The organism is Pseudoalteromonas sp. Xi13 (genome assembly GCF_003952205.1).
Taxonomy (GTDB): Bacteria; Pseudomonadota; Gammaproteobacteria; order Enterobacterales; family Alteromonadaceae; genus Pseudoalteromonas; species Pseudoalteromonas atlantica.
In genome coordinates this window covers 1,869,616-1,886,975 of record NZ_CP034439.1, presented here as the reverse complement: position 1 = coordinate 1,886,975, position 17,360 = coordinate 1,869,616, and the positions used below count along the sequence as shown (strand labels likewise).

Annotated in this window: 15 protein-coding genes; 11 read left to right on the top strand and 4 right to left on the bottom strand. The window is 40.6% G+C overall.

Annotated elements, in window-relative coordinates; all coding sequences use genetic code 11:
• Entirely contained in the window at positions 1 to 1,572 is a 1,572-nt protein-coding gene (locus EJ103_RS08510; RefSeq protein ID WP_126007112.1) for an FAD-dependent oxidoreductase, read from the top strand.
• Positions 1,573 to 1,801: 229 nt separating this feature from the next.
• Positions 1,802 to 2,665, top strand: coding sequence for a protease HtpX (gene htpX / locus EJ103_RS08505; protein ID WP_024033579.1), 864 nt, complete (start codon positions 1,802 to 1,804; stop codon positions 2,663 to 2,665).
• Between the two features lie 82 nt (positions 2,666 to 2,747).
• Here the strand turns inward: htpX and gloA are convergent, their stop codons facing one another.
• Positions 2,748 to 3,275: a lactoylglutathione lyase gene (gene gloA, locus EJ103_RS08500; RefSeq protein ID WP_024033580.1), complete on the bottom strand. Its 528-nt coding sequence runs from the start codon at positions 3,273 to 3,275 to the stop codon at positions 2,748 to 2,750.
• 185 nt (positions 3,276 to 3,460) lie between these two features.
• Here gloA and EJ103_RS08495 point away from each other — a divergent pair, with 185 nt between their 5' ends.
• Positions 3,461 to 3,970, top strand: coding sequence for a YetF domain-containing protein (locus tag EJ103_RS08495; RefSeq protein WP_096041721.1), 510 nt, complete (start codon positions 3,461 to 3,463; stop codon positions 3,968 to 3,970).
• A gap of 82 nt (positions 3,971 to 4,052) precedes the next feature.
• Here the strand turns inward: EJ103_RS08495 and EJ103_RS08490 are convergent, their stop codons facing one another.
• A complete protein-coding gene (locus EJ103_RS08490) occupies positions 4,053 to 4,673 on the bottom strand; it encodes a trimeric intracellular cation channel family protein (RefSeq protein ID WP_058550084.1) in 621 nt (206 codons plus the stop codon).
• Between the two features lie 415 nt (positions 4,674 to 5,088).
• Between EJ103_RS08490 and EJ103_RS08485 the strand changes: the two genes are divergently transcribed.
• The 4 genes from EJ103_RS08485 (at position 5,089) to EJ103_RS08470 (ending at position 9,231) form a co-directional block, all read left to right on the top strand.
• Positions 5,089 to 5,685 (top strand): cold shock domain-containing protein, encoded by a 597-nt coding sequence (locus EJ103_RS08485; RefSeq protein WP_126007110.1) that lies wholly within the window; start codon positions 5,089 to 5,091, stop codon positions 5,683 to 5,685.
• Positions 5,686 to 5,946: 261 nt separating this feature from the next.
• A complete protein-coding gene (locus tag EJ103_RS08480; RefSeq protein WP_126007108.1) occupies positions 5,947 to 6,420 on the top strand; it encodes a hypothetical protein in 474 nt (157 codons plus the stop codon).
• A gap of 145 nt (positions 6,421 to 6,565) precedes the next feature.
• Positions 6,566 to 8,395: an AAA family ATPase gene (locus tag EJ103_RS08475; protein WP_126007106.1), complete on the top strand. Its 1,830-nt coding sequence runs from the start codon at positions 6,566 to 6,568 to the stop codon at positions 8,393 to 8,395.
• A gap of 140 nt (positions 8,396 to 8,535) precedes the next feature.
• Positions 8,536 to 9,231: a hypothetical protein gene (locus EJ103_RS08470; RefSeq protein ID WP_126007104.1), complete on the top strand. Its 696-nt coding sequence runs from the start codon at positions 8,536 to 8,538 to the stop codon at positions 9,229 to 9,231.
• A 362-nt stretch (positions 9,232 to 9,593) separates the two neighbouring features.
• On the opposite strand, the gene EJ103_RS08465 is transcribed toward EJ103_RS08470, so the two are convergent.
• Together EJ103_RS08465 and EJ103_RS08460 are read right to left on the bottom strand one after the other, a co-directional pair.
• Positions 9,594 to 10,196, bottom strand: a complete 603-nt coding sequence (locus EJ103_RS08465; protein WP_126007102.1) for a thiamine biosynthesis protein ThiC — start codon at positions 10,194 to 10,196, stop codon at positions 9,594 to 9,596.
• Positions 10,197 to 10,585: 389 nt separating this feature from the next.
• Positions 10,586 to 11,287, bottom strand: a complete 702-nt coding sequence (locus tag EJ103_RS08460) for a metal-dependent hydrolase (RefSeq protein ID WP_126007100.1) — start codon at positions 11,285 to 11,287, stop codon at positions 10,586 to 10,588.
• A 303-nt stretch (positions 11,288 to 11,590) separates the two neighbouring features.
• On the opposite strand from EJ103_RS08460, the gene EJ103_RS08455 reads away from it, so the two are divergent.
• The 4 genes from EJ103_RS08455 to EJ103_RS08440 all read left to right on the top strand — a co-directional run bounded on the left by EJ103_RS08455 (position 11,591) and on the right by EJ103_RS08440 (position 17,324).
• The gene (locus EJ103_RS08455) at positions 11,591 to 12,418 is read left to right on the top strand and encodes an ATP-binding cassette domain-containing protein (protein WP_206435480.1); all 828 of its coding nucleotides are present in this window, start codon (positions 11,591 to 11,593) and stop codon (positions 12,416 to 12,418) included.
• Positions 12,418 to 13,866 carry a DUF3526 domain-containing protein gene (locus tag EJ103_RS08450; protein WP_126007098.1) on the top strand — a complete coding sequence of 483 codons (1,449 nt, stop codon included), beginning with the start codon at positions 12,418 to 12,420 and terminating at the stop codon, positions 13,864 to 13,866. Before EJ103_RS08455 ends, EJ103_RS08450 begins: the two co-directional genes overlap by 1 nt.
• A complete protein-coding gene (locus EJ103_RS08445; protein ID WP_126007096.1) occupies positions 13,863 to 15,125 on the top strand; it encodes a DUF3526 domain-containing protein in 1,263 nt (420 codons plus the stop codon). Before EJ103_RS08450 ends, EJ103_RS08445 begins: the two co-directional genes overlap by 4 nt.
• A gap of 90 nt (positions 15,126 to 15,215) precedes the next feature.
• A complete protein-coding gene (locus EJ103_RS08440) occupies positions 15,216 to 17,324 on the top strand; it encodes a TonB-dependent siderophore receptor (RefSeq protein WP_126007094.1) in 2,109 nt (702 codons plus the stop codon).
• Positions 17,325 to 17,360 lie beyond the last annotated feature (36 nt).

Sequence of the window (17,360 nt, the reverse complement as noted above, 5' to 3'; positions counted from 1 at the left end):
ATGACGCACCCATATATTAAACGCTTCGCTCAAAACACACAGGTAACGGGGGAACCCGAGGTAAAGCCAATTGCTCAGCCTAAAATCCGTGTGGGCATTTTAGGTGGCGGCACAGCAGGGGCAACAATAGCTATTCGATTGGCAGCGCTAGGGATTCATACCACTATTTTTGAGAAAAAAAAGTCACTTATAGATGGCCCACCTATGTGCCATTTACATGCCGGTGGTAATTTATACCGTGAGATACCAGACGAAGATTGCATAAATTTACTCAAACAATGTATTGATATTTTACGGCTATACCCCTACACCATAGATGTACGCCCAACCGTGTTTGCAGTGCCAACGCGCGATGACGACTCACCCGATGATTTACTACCACGATTAAATAAAATCACCAACGCGTATAAAGAGTTAGTTGAGCAAGACCCTAACAACAAAGTACTTGGTGAGCCCGACAATTACTACCAGCTGTATAGTCATGAGCAAATGATAGCGCTGAGTAAAAAAGAGCAGGTTGCAGAGCCTAAAACGCTAGATGAGTGGATGATCCCCGTTGCTAAGCACCTTAACTTAAACAAGGTAAAATACCCGCTAATTGTTGCTCAAGAATACGGGTGGAATATTTTTAGGTTATCGGCCAGCGCCCAACTTGCGCTTGCCCAGTACGAACACGCTAATGTACTTACCAGCACAGAGGTAAAGCAAGTTAGCCAAGCTGAGCAAACCAGTGCCAATAACCAATCGCCAATCTGGAAAATTGAATACCAAATTAACCAAAGTGACACTACGCAAACACTAGAGGTAGACTACCTTATTAATGCCTGTGGCTTTCAAACCGGTATTGTAGATGACATGGTAGGTGTAGAGGCCAAACGTATGGTCGAATTTAAAGCCTCTTACATTACGCATTGGCAAGGTGCTGGCGGGCAAATTCCAGAAATTATTATTTATGGTAACCGTGGCACGCCAGAGGGCATGGCACAGCTAACGCCGTATCCTAATGGCTATTATCAAATTCATGGTATGACCAACTCAATTACCTTGTTTAACGATGGCCTAGCCGATACCAACGAGCAAAGTGCACAGCCGCAATTGCCAGCTAAATACTTAAATTACATAAACAATGGCTGGGATCAGCAGGTACTAAAAGCACGTAGCCAAAAAGCGATTGATTATGTTGCCGAGTTTGTTCCTGCATTTAAAAACGCCAACACGCAAAACAATGCCTTGTTTGGTGGCCAGCAAATCCCAGGAGAAGACGACACCTTGCGCGTTGCAGATGTTAGCTTATATTCGCATATTAGCTACGCACGTGCCGAAAACGTAAAAGCGTCATCTACCTTAATCGCTGCCGATGAAATAGTGGCTGAATTTACTAAACTTGGCCTAATAAGCGACGATGCGCACATAAATGAGCATCGTACTCATCACCAGTGGACGTATCTTCAACAACACAACCATGCAAATATAACCAAGGTGGCACAATTACTCGCAAAAGAGCGCGGTTTCCCTACAGATATGGCAACAATTAATAATTGCATTACAAGTAGCGGAATAACCAGCAACTAATTGTTTTTATTGGCGTAACGAGGTTTAATAACTGCGTTACGCCACACTTTACTTCCTTTTTAAACTCCTCAAAAAATTTATTAATAAACCTGCAAATAACCCTTGCGTTATGACATAGTTTGTCACAGAATAGCCTCAACGCCATGACATAGTGTGTCATGACGTAATGATTGCTTTAACCTAATTTTATTTTATGTTCGGTGATCAAACCTATTTTTGTGAGGACAATATGAAACGTATATTTTTGTTTTTATTAACTAACCTAGCGGTTATGTTGGTATTAGGTGTAGTGCTTTCAATAATAATGAGCGCGCTGGGTTTAAGCCATCGTAGCCTTGGCGGAATATTACTTATAGCCTCTGTATTTGGCTTTGGTGGCTCGTTTATTTCGTTATTTATGTCTAAGTGGATTGCTAAAAAATCAACGGGCGCACAGGTAATTACTCAACCGCGCAACGAAACCGAGCACTGGCTTGTACAAACTGTATCAGCACAAGCGCAAAAAGCAGGTATTAAAATGCCTGAAGTAGCAATTTACGACAGCCCAGAAATGAACGCCTTTGCAACTGGCCCAAGTAAAAACAACTCGCTGGTGGCGGTTAGCACAGGTTTATTACATAACATGAATCAAGACCAAGCCGAAGCCGTACTTGCCCACGAAGTATCGCACGTTGCTAATGGCGACATGGTTACACTTACGCTAATACAAGGCGTGGTAAATACCTTTGTAATATTTGCCGCAAAAGTACTGGCAGGCATAGTTGATAACTTTTTAAATGGCGATGAAGAAGAGGGCGGTAGTAGCTGGTCTTACTTTTTATTCGACATGTTATTCCAAGTTGTATTTGGTGTGCTTGCAAGCATAGTGGTAGCAAGTTACAGCCGTAAGCGTGAATTTGCAGCCGACAGCGGCGCAGCTAAATTAGTAGGTGCAGACAAAATGCGCTCAGCGCTTGAGCGATTAAAGCAAAACCACCCGTCGCAATTACAAGGCTCAATGATGGCCTTTGGTATAGCAAGTGGTAAAGGGATGGCTGAACTGTTTTCATCTCACCCACCGCTAGATGCGCGAATAGACGCACTGCGTAAATAAGCTAACCCTTATTTAAAAACACAAAAGCCAGCTAATTAGCTGGCTTTTTAGTATGTGGTAACGGGTTTATCAAGCGTTAAAGTTATTTACCAAAAATAATATCGGTAATGCCCTCAGGTGAGAGTATTTCTATCCAGTAGCCGTCAGGGTCTTTTATAAATGCTAGGCCCTTCATTGAGCCATCATCTGGCTTTTTAACAAATTCTACATCGTACTTTGCAAAGCGCTCACTCGCGGCGTATACATCGGGTACGCTAATACCAATATGGCCAAAGCCTTTAGGCTCTTGGTTACCGCTGTGGTAGCCCTCAAAGCTATCGTCGTCTTCTGTGCCCCAGTTATGGGTTAGCTCAATTAGCGCAGGGCGACCAAATACCCATTTAGCTTTGGTTTTATCATCACCTTGCGGCTGCTCTGGCTCGTAGCCTAAAAAGTACAGCGTAAACTTCATTTCAGGAAAGTCATACTTACCTAACAGCTTCATACCTAATACATTTTGATAAAATTCGAGCGACGGTTTGGGATCTTTAATACGCAACATAGTTTGCTGCATCACATAACCTTTAGTGGCCTGTTCAATTTGCTCTGGCGATTCGTTATAGCTAGACATGGTAATCCTTTGTATAAATTAAGAAGCGAAAACTTAGATATAATGCTTAAGTTATCATAATCAACCATCGTCTAAATTTAAACTGCTTTAAATTACTATTGCCTATCTTATTCATACAGTTTTAATTTGTAAGCATGTACGGTTTAACTAAAGGCTATACGTAATTTTAACTACAGGGAGTAACTATGTTTTTTGATGATATGCAGGGCTTAATACGCGTACTAATTATTGGCGTGCTGGGTTACGTAGCGCTGGTGTTTTGGCTGCGTATATCGGGTAAGCGTACGCTTTCTAAATGGAACGTGTTTGATTTTATTGTCACTATTGCGCTGGGATCTATTTTAGCCTCGGTGATCATTACAAAAAGCGTTGCGCTGCTAGAGGGCATGCTCGCGTTTGTTGTATTAATAGGGCTGCAATATTTTATTACGTGGCTAAGTGTGCGCTCATCTAAATTTGCTTCGCTTATAAAAGCAGAGCCTACGCTATTGCTGAGTAATGGTGAATATTGTACGGCGGCACTTAAATCGCAGCGGGTAACTAAATCAGAAATTCGCGCTGCCATTCGTGGGGCGGGTATATTAGCCATAGAAGATGTAGCCGCTGTAGTGCTAGAAACCGACGGCAGTTTTAGCGTACTAAAACAAAATAACAGTGGTTTAAAAACGGCGCTGAGTGATGTTAGCGAGCAATAAAGTAAGGCGCTATTACTTATACTTATACTTATATTAATTAAGGCAGGTTTAATACCTGCCTTAAATTGTATTAAAGCCTAATTTATTTAGCGTGCTGCTCTAACAAACTAAAGGTAGGTAATCGCCACTTAAAGCGAATTGACGCCATACGTATTAAGTATCCCGCAACAAGGCTTACAATAATGCTGATGTTGTCATCAATATTGTAATGGTGCAGTGCCAAGAATAAGCAGGCAACCAGTAACGATACACTCGCGTATAGCTCGTTATGGAGTACTAAAGGCGCTTGGCGACATATTAAATCGCGCAGTAAGCCACCAAATACACCGGTTACAACTGCGGCCACTACACAAATACCGTAATGCAGGCCCATATTTAGCCCCACTTGGCAGCCAATAATGCTAAACGCCGCAAGCCCTAGCGCATCTAAGCGCATAAAAATGCCTTTAAATTTAACCACCCACTTAGCAAGCCACGTAGTAACAATGCCCGCTATACAAGTAATTAAAAGGTATTCAGGGTGCTGAACCCAAGTAAGTGGGTAATTGCCAAGTAAAATATCTCGCACGCTCCCACCACCAATTGCTGTTGCACTGGCAACCAGTACAACGCCAAACCAATCCATTTTCATTCGCCCAGCGCTAAGTGCGCCGGTCATGGCTTCTGCAGTAATACCAATAATATAAACAACGGTTAATAGCATGAGATAATCACTTGAAAATTGCACGTAAAAATAAGGTGTGGATTGTATAGATAAATTAAGTAAATAACGAATGAAAAATCACACTAAAAACGCTTAATTCAGATAGAAATAACTAATAACAAAACCTAGTGTAAACAAGCTGTTAAGCTAATCGCTTTGCAAAAGTCAGCAGTAGTAGAATAAAGGACAAATGGCCGTAATTTATAAAATAAAACAGGCTATTTTATTGCTGCATTTAAACCTCAAAGCTCGGTATTTTCCCTATACGGTTAAGTGTTTTGGCAAGTAATAAGTGTGCTTAAATTAACCTAATATGAATATTTGGTTGCGTGGTTGCAATTTAGGAACGTATACTAACAACTCTTAACTTAAATGGAATTTGCGTAATCGCAGCTTAATCAGCACAGGTAAATACATGAACAAAGGATTGTTAAAAGCGTGGAATGACGAAAAGGGCTTTGGTTTTATTAAATCAGACACCCTAGCTCACGACACCTTTATACACATTTCAGCGCTCAAACACATGAGCCGCAAGCCAAAAGTGGGCGACACCATTTATTTTGAAGTCGCTACACAGCCCGATGGTAAAACCAAAGCCGTTAATTGCCGAATAGAAGGCGTAGCTGCAATTAAAGTCACGCCTAAAAAATCAAACCATCATCGTGTTGCTAAATCTAATTTTACCAACAGCTTTCTAGGCAAAGTCGCCTCAATTAGCATTATCGCCGTACTTGGTTTTGTTGCAGTAAATAAATACAACCATTATCAAAGTAGTGAGCAGTTTAATAACCACACTCCCGTTATTACCAACGGCGATTTAGCCACCTTTGATGAGCAATACCCAAAAATCGTGATTCCAAAAAGCACGCAAAATTTTACCTGTGACGGCAGGCAGCACTGTAGCCAAATGACTTCCCGAGCAGAGGCGGTATTTTTTATAAATAACTGCCCGAATACAAAAATGGATGGCGATAGAGATGGTGACCCATGCGAGAACGATACAAGGTTTTAAAGGGTAGGGCTATAAAGCTTTCAGCTTTAAAAAAATAGAATCAATTAATCGCTGTGTATAAATACAGTGATTTGAGTTTTGTCCCATAACATTATTAAAAGTCGTTTTGGGGTTAAATAACAAAGGCTACTGAGTAGCAATTGTTATTGTCTGATCATAAACGAGTTGTGTGGCGTAATTATCGAAAAAGTAATACGCTTTTTGGGCACTTATTACTCCCCAAAGTCATATCATTTAATATCTATGAAAGGAATTACCTAAATGAAAATAAAACTTCTATCAATATTAGTTACTTGTACATTGCTACCATCTTTAAATGTGTATGCCGATGACAACTATACCGTTTCTCTGCAACTCCTTGATTCAGAGAAAAAAGAAATTCTTAGTTCATCATCATTAATGTTAGATACTGGATATGATAGTCAAACAAGTAGTAAGTCATACGCAATAACTGAATGTTTAGAAACGCTACAAAAGAAAACTAGATCCTTTAAAAGTAAAGAATTCATAGTTGGGTATAGCTATTCAGTAGAGCCTCAAAAAGGGCTTGTCGAGTTTACTGAGTACGGAATCGACGCCTCAAAATATAATGACTATGATAAAAGCGAATGTTTTAGAGGTGAAGTAAAACAGATTAAACATACCAAAACGCTAAAAGTTGTTGCTGGGAATAAGAACTTCCAAGAGTTTATATTACCTAGTGGTAATTTTATTAACGTTGCAATCTACAAGTAAAAAGTTGATTAAAACTAGTTGTTAAAACGGGACAAAATACAGCTTGCTGTGTTTAGTTCCTCAACATTTTAACCAACTATATTATTACCCTTTAATTGGGTATATGGGGCTTAAACTCAGTACTACATTATAATAAGGTGGCTAGGTGAGATTACATGAAATCAAGATCGATAATTTTCGCAAATTAAAAGGTTGTACGATTGGCTTTAGAGACTCGACTTTTCTAATTGGTGCAAATAATGCTGGTAAATCTAGTGTTTTTTCAGCAATTCAACTTCTACATAGCGCTAAAAATGCACTGAGAGAAGATTATTCGAAAACATACAATGAAGATGAAGATTTGTATGAATATTCCGAAGAAATTGAAATAGTTGCGGAATACCACAATTTACCAGAAGAAGCTAAAGAGTGGGTCGGTTTTAAAGGAAGAATTATTAGGGCTGAAGCCCCTTTACCAGATGAAACCGAGAACAGCATAGTTTACAAAAAGGTTTGGTCTATCAAACTGTCAAAACCAAAAGTTTACATGCTTGAATATCCCAAAGTACCTAAAGACCAGTTTGTTGCTGCAACGCAAGTATCTGAGTTGGTAGGCGATAGCTTCACTGAAGAGTTTTTGAAAGAATACTTCGAGGAGGCTAACTTTACAAAAAAACTAACTATTAAAGCAGTAAAAGAAAAACTTGAAGATTTAACTGAATACTGGGAAGTGCAGGAAGATCAAGAACCAGGTTGGGTTGAAAATCCAGGTGGTATTCCTGGTAACGTGCTTTCTAAATTACCTCGTATAGTTGTTGTACCAGCTGAATCATGCGTATCTGAATTAACATCAAGCAACGGAGCATTGCATTCTCTTTTAGGTGATTTATTTGAACAGGTGCGGTCTCAGTCGGAAAACTATGAACAAGCACAGCGTTTTTTAAATGAATTAGCGTCAGAATTAAATCCAAGTGATACTGAAACTGACTTTGGTAAGTTAATCCAAGAACTAAATGGTATGGTTCACAACTTGTTCCCAGATTCATCTGTCCATGTATCTGCTGCATTAGATAAACCAGAGAAAACTATTAAACCTCAGTTTTCTGTCGAACTAGAAAGCAATGTAAAAACAGAAGTCTCATACCAAGGTCACGGCATGATCAGAGCAACAGCGTTCCAATTACTGAGGTTTGTACAGGAATTTGTGAATAAAAATGCAGAAAACCCTAGAAGTACAATTTTCTGCTTTGAAGAGCCTGAAATTTATTTGCATCCTTCGGCTTCAAATCAACTCAGGGATTCGTTGTACGAACTAGCTGGACCTAGTTGTCAAATTGTAGCGACTACTCATTCTCCATATATGGTAAACCTTGGTACAGATAAGAGCATTAGCTTAACTAAGTTTTCATATGTCGATGGTGGGTTTACTGGAACTACATCATTCAATCTTGAAAATGCGTTCTCTGATCTTCAACGGGATGAAAAGCAAAATTTGAAGATGCTTTTAAAAGTTGATGACTATATCTCAAGAATGTTCTTTACAAAAAAATGTATATTTGTGGAAGGAGACACAGAAGAAGTTGTCGTCAGAGAAACAATTAAACGTTTAAGCTCTGAAGATAAAGCTAGGGTTATAGGAAATTGTGAATTCCTGAGAGCTCGTGGTAAAGCAGTGCTGATTTCTATAGCTAAATACCTAAATGCATTAGATGTTAATTATATCTTTATGCACGATCGAGATGCTGGGACTGAGAGGGCTGAAGCAATGAATGCGCCTATTCTTGCTCAAACAGGCGCAGAACGCAGAATCATGATCGAAGAGTGTATCGAAGATTTGTTAGGTTATGATGCACCATCAGGTGAAAAACCATATAAGGCATATGAGCACATTTCTCAAAACTGGGGTGAAGAGTTTAACGTATTACCAGAACGCTGGAAAAGTGTGTTTTTAAATCTTTGTTCTCCGCACTTAGATCATCTAAAACTAGCCCCATAACAAAGTATTTGTGGGTGATTACTAACGATTGGCATTTTTATTCCATCGTTGGGTTACGTGTTTATGATTGTATGGTTAGGTCTTGTGGTAGCGTTGCTCACATCTTAATGTAGCGTTAGGTAAAAATTTAGAGAGTCATAATGGATCGTTATCGTGAAAGGCTAATAGCGCATTTAGAAGAAGAAATTAGCTTATTAAAAGAAGCAGATTTTCCTATTGAAAAGTTGTATAGAAGGAGGGATTTCTGCTTTGGTAGAGACTACTACAGGATGAGGGAGCTGCAGGAACAGGTACATCAACTTTCAAAACAAGTTGGCGAGCTTGCTAATAGGCGAACAAAATGTGCATTATCTTATAAAAGCAAAAACTATGAAGGAGTAATGGAACTTCTGACTGGGCTTCCAAACCGGATAAAACAAGAAAGAAAATATTTAGACCGTCAGCTTCATGGTGCTGAAAGCCTAACAATTGCTGATCCATACTTTTTCTCATGGAGTGGCCCCAATAAAATATTCGATAAGGAAAGCAAATACACGGACTTTATTCTACAGTTAATTCCTTTATCTGTTAAATACTTAGAAGTATTTCATTTGCCTGGGCCAAATAGCAGAATTTTTAGTAAATTTAATAAAATGATCAGTTCTAGAAAAATCAAAGTACGCTTTGTGGAAACAAATGAGATACACGATAGGGTATTTATAAAAAATGATTGTGATGCAGTTTTACTTGGTACTTCATTAGGAGGGTATGGAAATAAACTGGCCTTTATATTACCAATTCCTGAAGAGGATTTAACTGTATTCTCTAACGAACTTAAAAGGATAAAAAATGCTTAACACAGTCATCAAATACGCTCCCAGCGGCCGGCGGACACTCTACCTTGCGCCGTTAGTGGGAGGAGTTAGGCACTATAATCTTGCATATATTAAGGGGTATTAATGGCTAAAAGTAATTGGGCTCAAATCTAGTCTTCATACATCAAAACATAAATCGGTTAAAAGGTTTTGATATTAGCTATTTCTACCCTCTAAAAGCGAAGCGCCTCAGAGCCTCTTTGTGAACTAACTATAAATATTTAAGGTGGCTGGCACTTTAAATATAAACACTTAAACGCAAAACATCGGCGAATTAGCATTCTAATACACGCCGATGTTTATAACCTATTTAAGTAACTGCCTTACTAAAAAGGCACTAAGCCTTAGTCTTGTTTGCGGTTAAGGCTAAATAAGCAGATTGCTAAAAGTAACGTTGCAATCATACCCGATGCACCAGCAACACCTGATGGTAATAACCCATCACGCCCAGCAATAATTAATATAGCATTGGCAAGCATTGCAACTGCGCCTGCTAGGGCTGTAAGGCCGCCAATGGCTTTGCCACCTTTAGCAATAAAAGATAGGCCAAATACAAGGGCTGCTAAGCCTAATAATAATTTAGCTGCGTAGTAAATCATGAATGATAAAGACACCACGCCACCAATTAAAGGTTGTGCGCCTTCTACTGCGCCCGCTACTTTGCCAAATGTTGAAAACAACGTTAGGCCAATGCTTACCTGTACTATGTTTAATATTGCGCTAAATGTGATAGCCGACCAACCTAGTTGAGCGTTTTTAGCTTGCACCATAGTGGTACTTGCAAAGGCCACAAGCACAGTAAACAGCACGGCTTCTAGTCCCCATGCATACTGTCTTGAAAAGCTAATTTCAGCACTGTAAAGGGCAGTAAAAATAGCCTGGGTTATTGCCAACGCCAACAATAACGATGCTGTAATTAGGGTGGTGCGCTTATGTGTAAATTCCATTATGTACCTCTTATAATTTTATATTTGACGCTTTAAAAGTTGCAGTCTCTTTGCATACATCAAACAGATGAAAGTATTGCTGCTATAAGACAGGTAAAGCGGAGTAATTATTTCACTAAAACCAATAAAAATAATAAGTAATATCAAATAGGCTAAAACTTGCGCTTTTAATGAAACTTAAATTGGCAAAGCCGCATTGAGTTAAGCTGTTGAGCCTTTAAAAGAGATGCGCCTCTTATCCTTTTTGTGAATTAACTTTTAAATTAAATGTTGGGGTGATTTCGACTAACTAAGCTGGCTTTTTATTAGAAAGCAAATTAAAACAATCGCTTAAATAAGCATTTATACCCATAAACAATGTTTATGGGTATTTTTATAAATGTTATTTATTAAGATAAAAGCCTAAAATGAGACCAATCACTTAATGCGATAATAGTTTGCTCTGTAGGCGGGGCTACATAGATTAAACCTGCAATGGCAATTATTGATGCCAAGGTAATTAATTTATTGTCGAAGTCGGCTATTTTTAACGCGGTGCCAAAGGAGCGTTTAATGGTGACATTGCTTAAATCTACACTGTAAATTTCATCGAGTAATAAATGAATTAACCCGCCGATTAAAATAAACCCTCCTGTTAACCAGGCAAAGGTGGCTGCTTGTGTGGTTGTTTGCTCGTTTAGTTGCCACGTTACTTGCGTTGTTAACAGCGCGCATAGCGCTAAAAATAATAATGAGTGGCAGCTGCCTCTGTGCACAGTGATCCATTCAAAAATAGGCCTAATAATGTATTTCATAAACCCGTACACTAATAACGGCACTACGATTAGCTCAATAAAGCTAATTTCGATTATTAGCTCGGTGGTTATGTAATGCAGCACAAGTAATACAGCGCTTAGTGCGAATAAGTTAAAAATAGTATTGAGCGAGGTTGAGTTATCTGAGTCTATGTCGGGTAATAAGCCGCCAATTGAGCCTAAAAACCATAACCAAAGTGCGCCGTTTAAATCAATATGGCCTGCAGTTAATAAAGTGGCCGAGCCTAAACCTGTGATGATGACTGCAGTATTAAGATGAGTATTGAAATTTGCCATTGTATCTCTTGATAGAAAAATAGGTTGGCATTCTAGCAATTGAAAACTTAATAGTTCAATTTACTTTAAAGGTAAGGCGTAAATAACTTAAGTACTTAATATTAAACGCTGCGTTTGAAATGATTTTAGCCTAAATGGCTATGTGTTTTGTAATAGGCAAAACCCGTTGAATAAATCAACGTAGGTAACACTATTAAAACTCCTGCATCATTTGTTAATTATTGATATGTTATAGTGTTGCAATATGTATTTGATATAGTATAACATTCAACGCATTCTAATTTCCCTTAATAGAGTTTGAATGTGAGTACACCTACAGCTGTTAATCAAACATCACTGAAAGAATCTCCACGTGTGGAACAAACACGTAATGAAGCCCTAAATACAACACAAGCCGCTGCTCAAACAGTTAAAAGCGAAGCCATTATTGAAGTGGACTCGTTAAGTTTTAGCATTAAAAACAACGCCATTTTAAAAAACTTAAACTTTAGCGTAGGCTCGGGCGAAATTTACGCGTTACTTGGCGGAAACGGGGCGGGTAAATCAACCACGTTAAAAACTTTGCTCGGGTTTAATAAACCCACTCAAGGCTCTGTAAAAGTAGCGGGCAAAGAGGTAACACACGCACTTGATTTTGTACGCGGTAAAACGGCGTATTTGCCAGAGTCGGCAACGTTATATCCGCATTTAACTGCCCGCGAAAACGTGGCGTATTTTTTATCGCTTGCTGATATTAAAAAAACCGATGAACAAATTAATGCTGCGTTTAACCGTGTAGCGCTGCAACAAGCTGCATGGGAGCGTCCTATGCAAACGTATTCTAAAGGCATGAGGCAAAAAACCGCGATTGCACTGGCTATTTTACGCCAAGCCCCGATATTTTTACTCGATGAGCCTACATCGGGCCTTGACCCTGTTGCTATTGATGAGTTTAACCAGTTAGTGCGTGAGCTTGCATTAACCGGCGCTACTATTTTAATGGTAACGCACGATGTATACGGCGCATGCCAAGTTGCAAACCGAATTGGTTTATTAAGAGCGGGCGAGCTGGTGGGCGAATTTGACGCGCCAGAAAACGGCCGTATTGATACCGAGCAAGTTCATGCCGCGTTTGCACAAAGAGGCGCGTAATGAGCAAAAATAATTTTTCAAAGGTGGTGATAGTTGCCAAAGATGAGTGGCGCTATTGGCTTCGCTCTAAACTGGCGATGACTGTTTTAGCCATAGGTTTATTACTTACGCTTTCATCGGTGGTGGTTACTGCCATTACAATGCACGAACTTAGCCACACTCGTAATGAATTACAAAGCAATGCAGAGCAAAGCTTTGCTGAGCAACCCGATCGCCACCCACACAGAATGGTGCATTACGGGCATTACGCTTTTAGAACACCAACCCCACTGAGTACCCTAGATCCGGGGATTGATGCTTACACAGGTAACTCAATATTTTTAGAAGGGCATAGGCAAAATAGTGCAATGTTTGCCGAGCAGCGCCAAGGCACAGCTTTAACAAAACTTGGTAGCTTAACGCCAGCTTTTATAGTGCAAACATTAGCGCCGTTACTGCTTATTTTAATTGGTTACAGCTCTATTAGCCGTGAGCGCGAATCGCAAACCCTTTCGTATTTATTGGCGCAAGGCACCAAAGGCAGCACGCTGATTGCGGGTAAAGGGCTGGCCCTTTTGTGTGTTGTTGGGTTAATTATTGCGCCATTAGCGGTGTCGGCGTTATTTACGCTTAGCGCGGGTGAGAGCCTTTTAGCAGTTGTTAGTTTTATTGTGGGCTATGCATTGTATTTAAGCGTGTGGGTGTTAGTTGTTTTATTAGCATCGAGCGTGTTTAGTAAAAATAGTGGCAGCTTTACAGCGCTTGCGTTTGTGTGGATTTTACTGTGCATTGTTATGCCGCGCGTAGCAAGTACCAGTGCCTCTACGGCTGTGCCATCGGCCGGAAAAATAGAAACCGACTTTGCAGTAAAAGCTGAGCTTAGAAAACTAGGTGATGGCCATAACACCAACGATCCCGCCTTTAAGCAATTTAAACAATCTCTGCTTAAAAAATACAACGTAAGCAGCATTGATGAGCTACCAGTAAACTTTAGAGGGTTAGTGGCCAGTGAATCAGAGGCCAAACAAACTAAGGTATTAAACCAGTTTGCCGAGCAGCGCATGCAAAGTGAGCTTAAACAAACGCAGGTATCGCGTTACTTTGGTTGGGTATCGCCTATGGTGGCTATTCGCTCGCTGTCGATGATTGTAGTCGGCACAAGCATAGAAACCCATCATCGCTTTTTACGCGAAACCGAACAGCTGCGCTTTGATTTTGTGCAAGGGCTTAACAAAGTACACATTGAAAAGCTTGATTACCAAGTTGATATGAACCGTAACGCCAATACCGAGGCTACTAAAAAAGCGCGCGTAGGATCAGAGAACTGGCAAATACTGCAAAACTTTACCTTTGATGTAGATAGCGCTGATGTTCGCGCGCAAAGAAGTGTACCTGCTTTTTTACAGTTAATACTGTGGATTGTAGTACTTGTAGGCGGTATTAAATTGGTAGGAAAACGTTTGATATGAGTTATTTAATTACACAACTTACACGAGAATGGGGCTTTTTACTGCGTCAAAAGTACCTTGTGGTATTGCTGTTATGTAGCTTTGTTTTATCGGGCTTTGCAATATACAGCGGGCTCAGCGAAGTAAGTGCGCAGCAGCAAACAATAGAGCGTTTAAAAGAGGCAGATCAAAGCGATCGCGCTAAAGTGCAGAAAAAGCAAGACGATCCGGGCATGCTGGCTTATTACAGTTTTCATTTAACGTATTCTCAGCCATCTAACCTTGCTTTTGCAGCATTAGGGGAACGCGATATATTCCCGTGGAAACACCGTATTAATTTATTGGCCATAGAGGGGCAAATTTACGAAAGCGATGCGCAAAATGCCGAGCTGGCACAGGCCGGTAAAATTGATTTTGTATTTGTAATTAGCGCCTTAGCACCACTGGTTATTATTTTGCTGTTTCATGACTTATTTGCAAATGAGCGCACTAGCGGCAGGCACGACTTACTGGTTACTACGGCTAAATCGTACTTTGCTTTGTGGGGCGCACGTATAACGGTAAGGTTTTTAGCAGCAATAGTGTGTTTAATGCTGCCATTTTTTATAGGTGCATTTATAGCTGGGGCAAGCGCGTTTGAAATTACGTATGTATCACTGCTTTGTATTGCATACCTTGCATTTTGGACTGCGCTGAGTGTGTGGTGGGGAAAAAACGCAACTAGTGCCCCGCGCGTTGCCTCTGGCCTAATTGGCTTATGGGTATTATTTGCTTTTATTATTCCTATTTTAGGCGACCTTGCTATAAACAAGTCGGTGCATTCGCCTAAGGGTGGCGACATTATGCTTACTCAGCGTGAGGCGGTAAATGATGCCTGGGATTTACCTAAATCTGCCACTATGCAGCCTTTTATTAAAGAGTACCCAGCACTTGCGCCATACATTGCTATGAGCAGTGAGTTTGAGTGGAAATGGTATTACGCATTTCAGCAAATGGGCGATTTAAAAGCAGCGCCGCTTTCAAAAGCATACCGAGACGCAGCCGCTAAAAAATATGACTTAGCAGGCGTTGTGTCGTGGTTTTCGCCACCGCTGTTATTGCAGCGCAGTTTAACACGAGCCGCCCAAACCGACTCAGTCGCAGCGTATGCATACGAGCAGCAAATTCGTGATTATCATCAGCAATTACGTGAGTTTTATTACCCTTGGTTATTTTATAAGGGTAACCCGCCTAAATCAGTTCTCAATAACATGCCACGCTTTGAGGCTATAGCAAAGTAATCCTTACTAGGTGCGCTAACCGCCGCTGTTTGGCGCTCCTAGTAACAACACCATAATTATAAAATACTTATATTACTAACAAGGTTCCTAATGAAAACCAACACAACAGGGCTTAAGCTCACCTATTTAAGTGCGTGCCTAGTAAGCTTATTTAGCAGCCACGCTTTGGCTGCTGAGCTAAACCAGCAAACACACAGTGCTAACACAAATATTGAAAGGCTGTCTGTGGTTGCTACGCGCCAAGCTTACCAAGGTAACTTTAGCCAACTAGAAACTCCACAATCAGAGCTTAAAATTGATTTAGAAGCCCTTGAAAATGCAGGTGCAGTAAGCCTTGACCAAGCGCTTGATTTATCGGCCTCTGTTGCACGGCAAAATAACTTTGGCGGGCTTTGGAATAGTTTTTCGTTACGTGGCTTTGTTGGTGATGAAAATCTACCGAGTAACTACTTAGTAAATGGTTTTAATGCTGGGCGCGGTTTTGGTGGCTCGCGTGATTTGTCGGGTATTGAGTCGGTTGAGGTTTTAAAAGGCCCGCGTGCGGCTTTATTTGGCCGTGGTGAGCCAGGTGGTACAGTCAACCTAGTTACTAAACGCCCAACGTTTGATACGCAAGGTGAAATTAAGCTCTCGGTAGGGAGTTTTGATACTTACCGCGCCGATGTAGATTACACCACGGCGCTTAACGATGACGTTGCAATTAGACTGGTTGGTTTTTACGAAGACGCCGAGAGCTTTAGAGACACCATAGAAACCACTAAACACGGTTTTAGCCCGTCAATAGTGTGGAATATTAACGACAGCAGCCAACTTGTTTACGAGCTTGAATACAGCGATCAAGAAGTGCCGTTTGATAGAGGCGTATTAGCCATAGATGGCGAACTTGGGCTTATTCCACAAAGCCGTTTTTTAGGTGAGCCGGGCGATGGCCCAATTGAAGCCGATGTACTAGGGCATCAGTTAGAGTACATTCATGACTTTGATGATAACTGGAGCATTTTATTTGGTGCAAACTACCGTGATACCTCTATGGAAGGCTTTGCAACCGAAACCGGTTTTGGCGGCGTAGACAATGGCGAAGTAAATCGCTTTAGGCGCTACCGCGATTTTGATGCTCAATACCATGTATTGCGTGCAGAGCTAAGCGGCAGCCTTGAGCTGGGCGGTTTTGAGCACCGTTTAATTATGGGTGTTGACGCTGATAAATTTGAAAACGATCAATTTATTTTACGTGTACGGGGCGATCAATACATTAATGTATTTAACCCTGTATACGGCGCGTATGAATTACCAACGCCTACATCTAATACCGACCGCGTAGAGATTCAAGAGTCGGTAGGGGTATTTATTCAAGACCAAATAAGCGTAACCGATAAGTTAGATATTCGTATTGGTGCCCGTTTTGATGATTACGAGCAGCGTTTAAATAACCGTTTAGCAGGCACTAATACTAAACAAACGCAGTCACGCGTGAGCCCGCAGTTTGGTGTGGTGTATGAAGCCGGTGATTATGTATCTGTTTATGCAGCCTATGGCGAAAACTTTCGCCCGCTGTCGGGCACTGATACCAATGGCGATGGTTTTGAGCCAAACCAATCTACCTCTGCTGAGCTAGGTGTTAAATTTACCCTTAACGATGGCGCGTTATTTGGTACCGTTGCTGTATTTAAAGTAGATCAAGACAACATGCTAGTAGTAGACGACCCAACAGCGTTTACTTATGCCGCCATTGGTGAAGCGCAAAGTAAGGGAATAGAAATAGACCTAACAGGTGAGCTTAGCGATAGTTTAGAAATTTGGGCGTCGTATGCGTATGTAGATGCCCAAATAGAAAACTCATTTTTTGATGCTAACTTTGGCTACACAGTAGAGGCCGGCGAGTCACTTTTAAATGTACCAGAGCATCAACTTAGCTTGCAGCTTGTTAAATCGGGCGAGTTATATGGCAATGCAATTAAATTTGGTGGCGGGCTATTATTTGTAGACGAACGCAATGGCTATTTTGGTACCGACTTTAAACTACCCAGTTATACAACCGCGCGTGTATTTGTAAATTACGATGTAACAGACGCGATTGGTGTTACGGCTGAGGTAAATAACCTGTTTGATGAAACGTATTACACAAACTCGTTTGCCGATGCATGGGTACAACCTGGTACACCGCGTAACGTTAAATTTTCTGCCTCTTATAAGTTTTAATTGGTATTTTGCGCTGTAAACGTAAAAAGGTCGCTT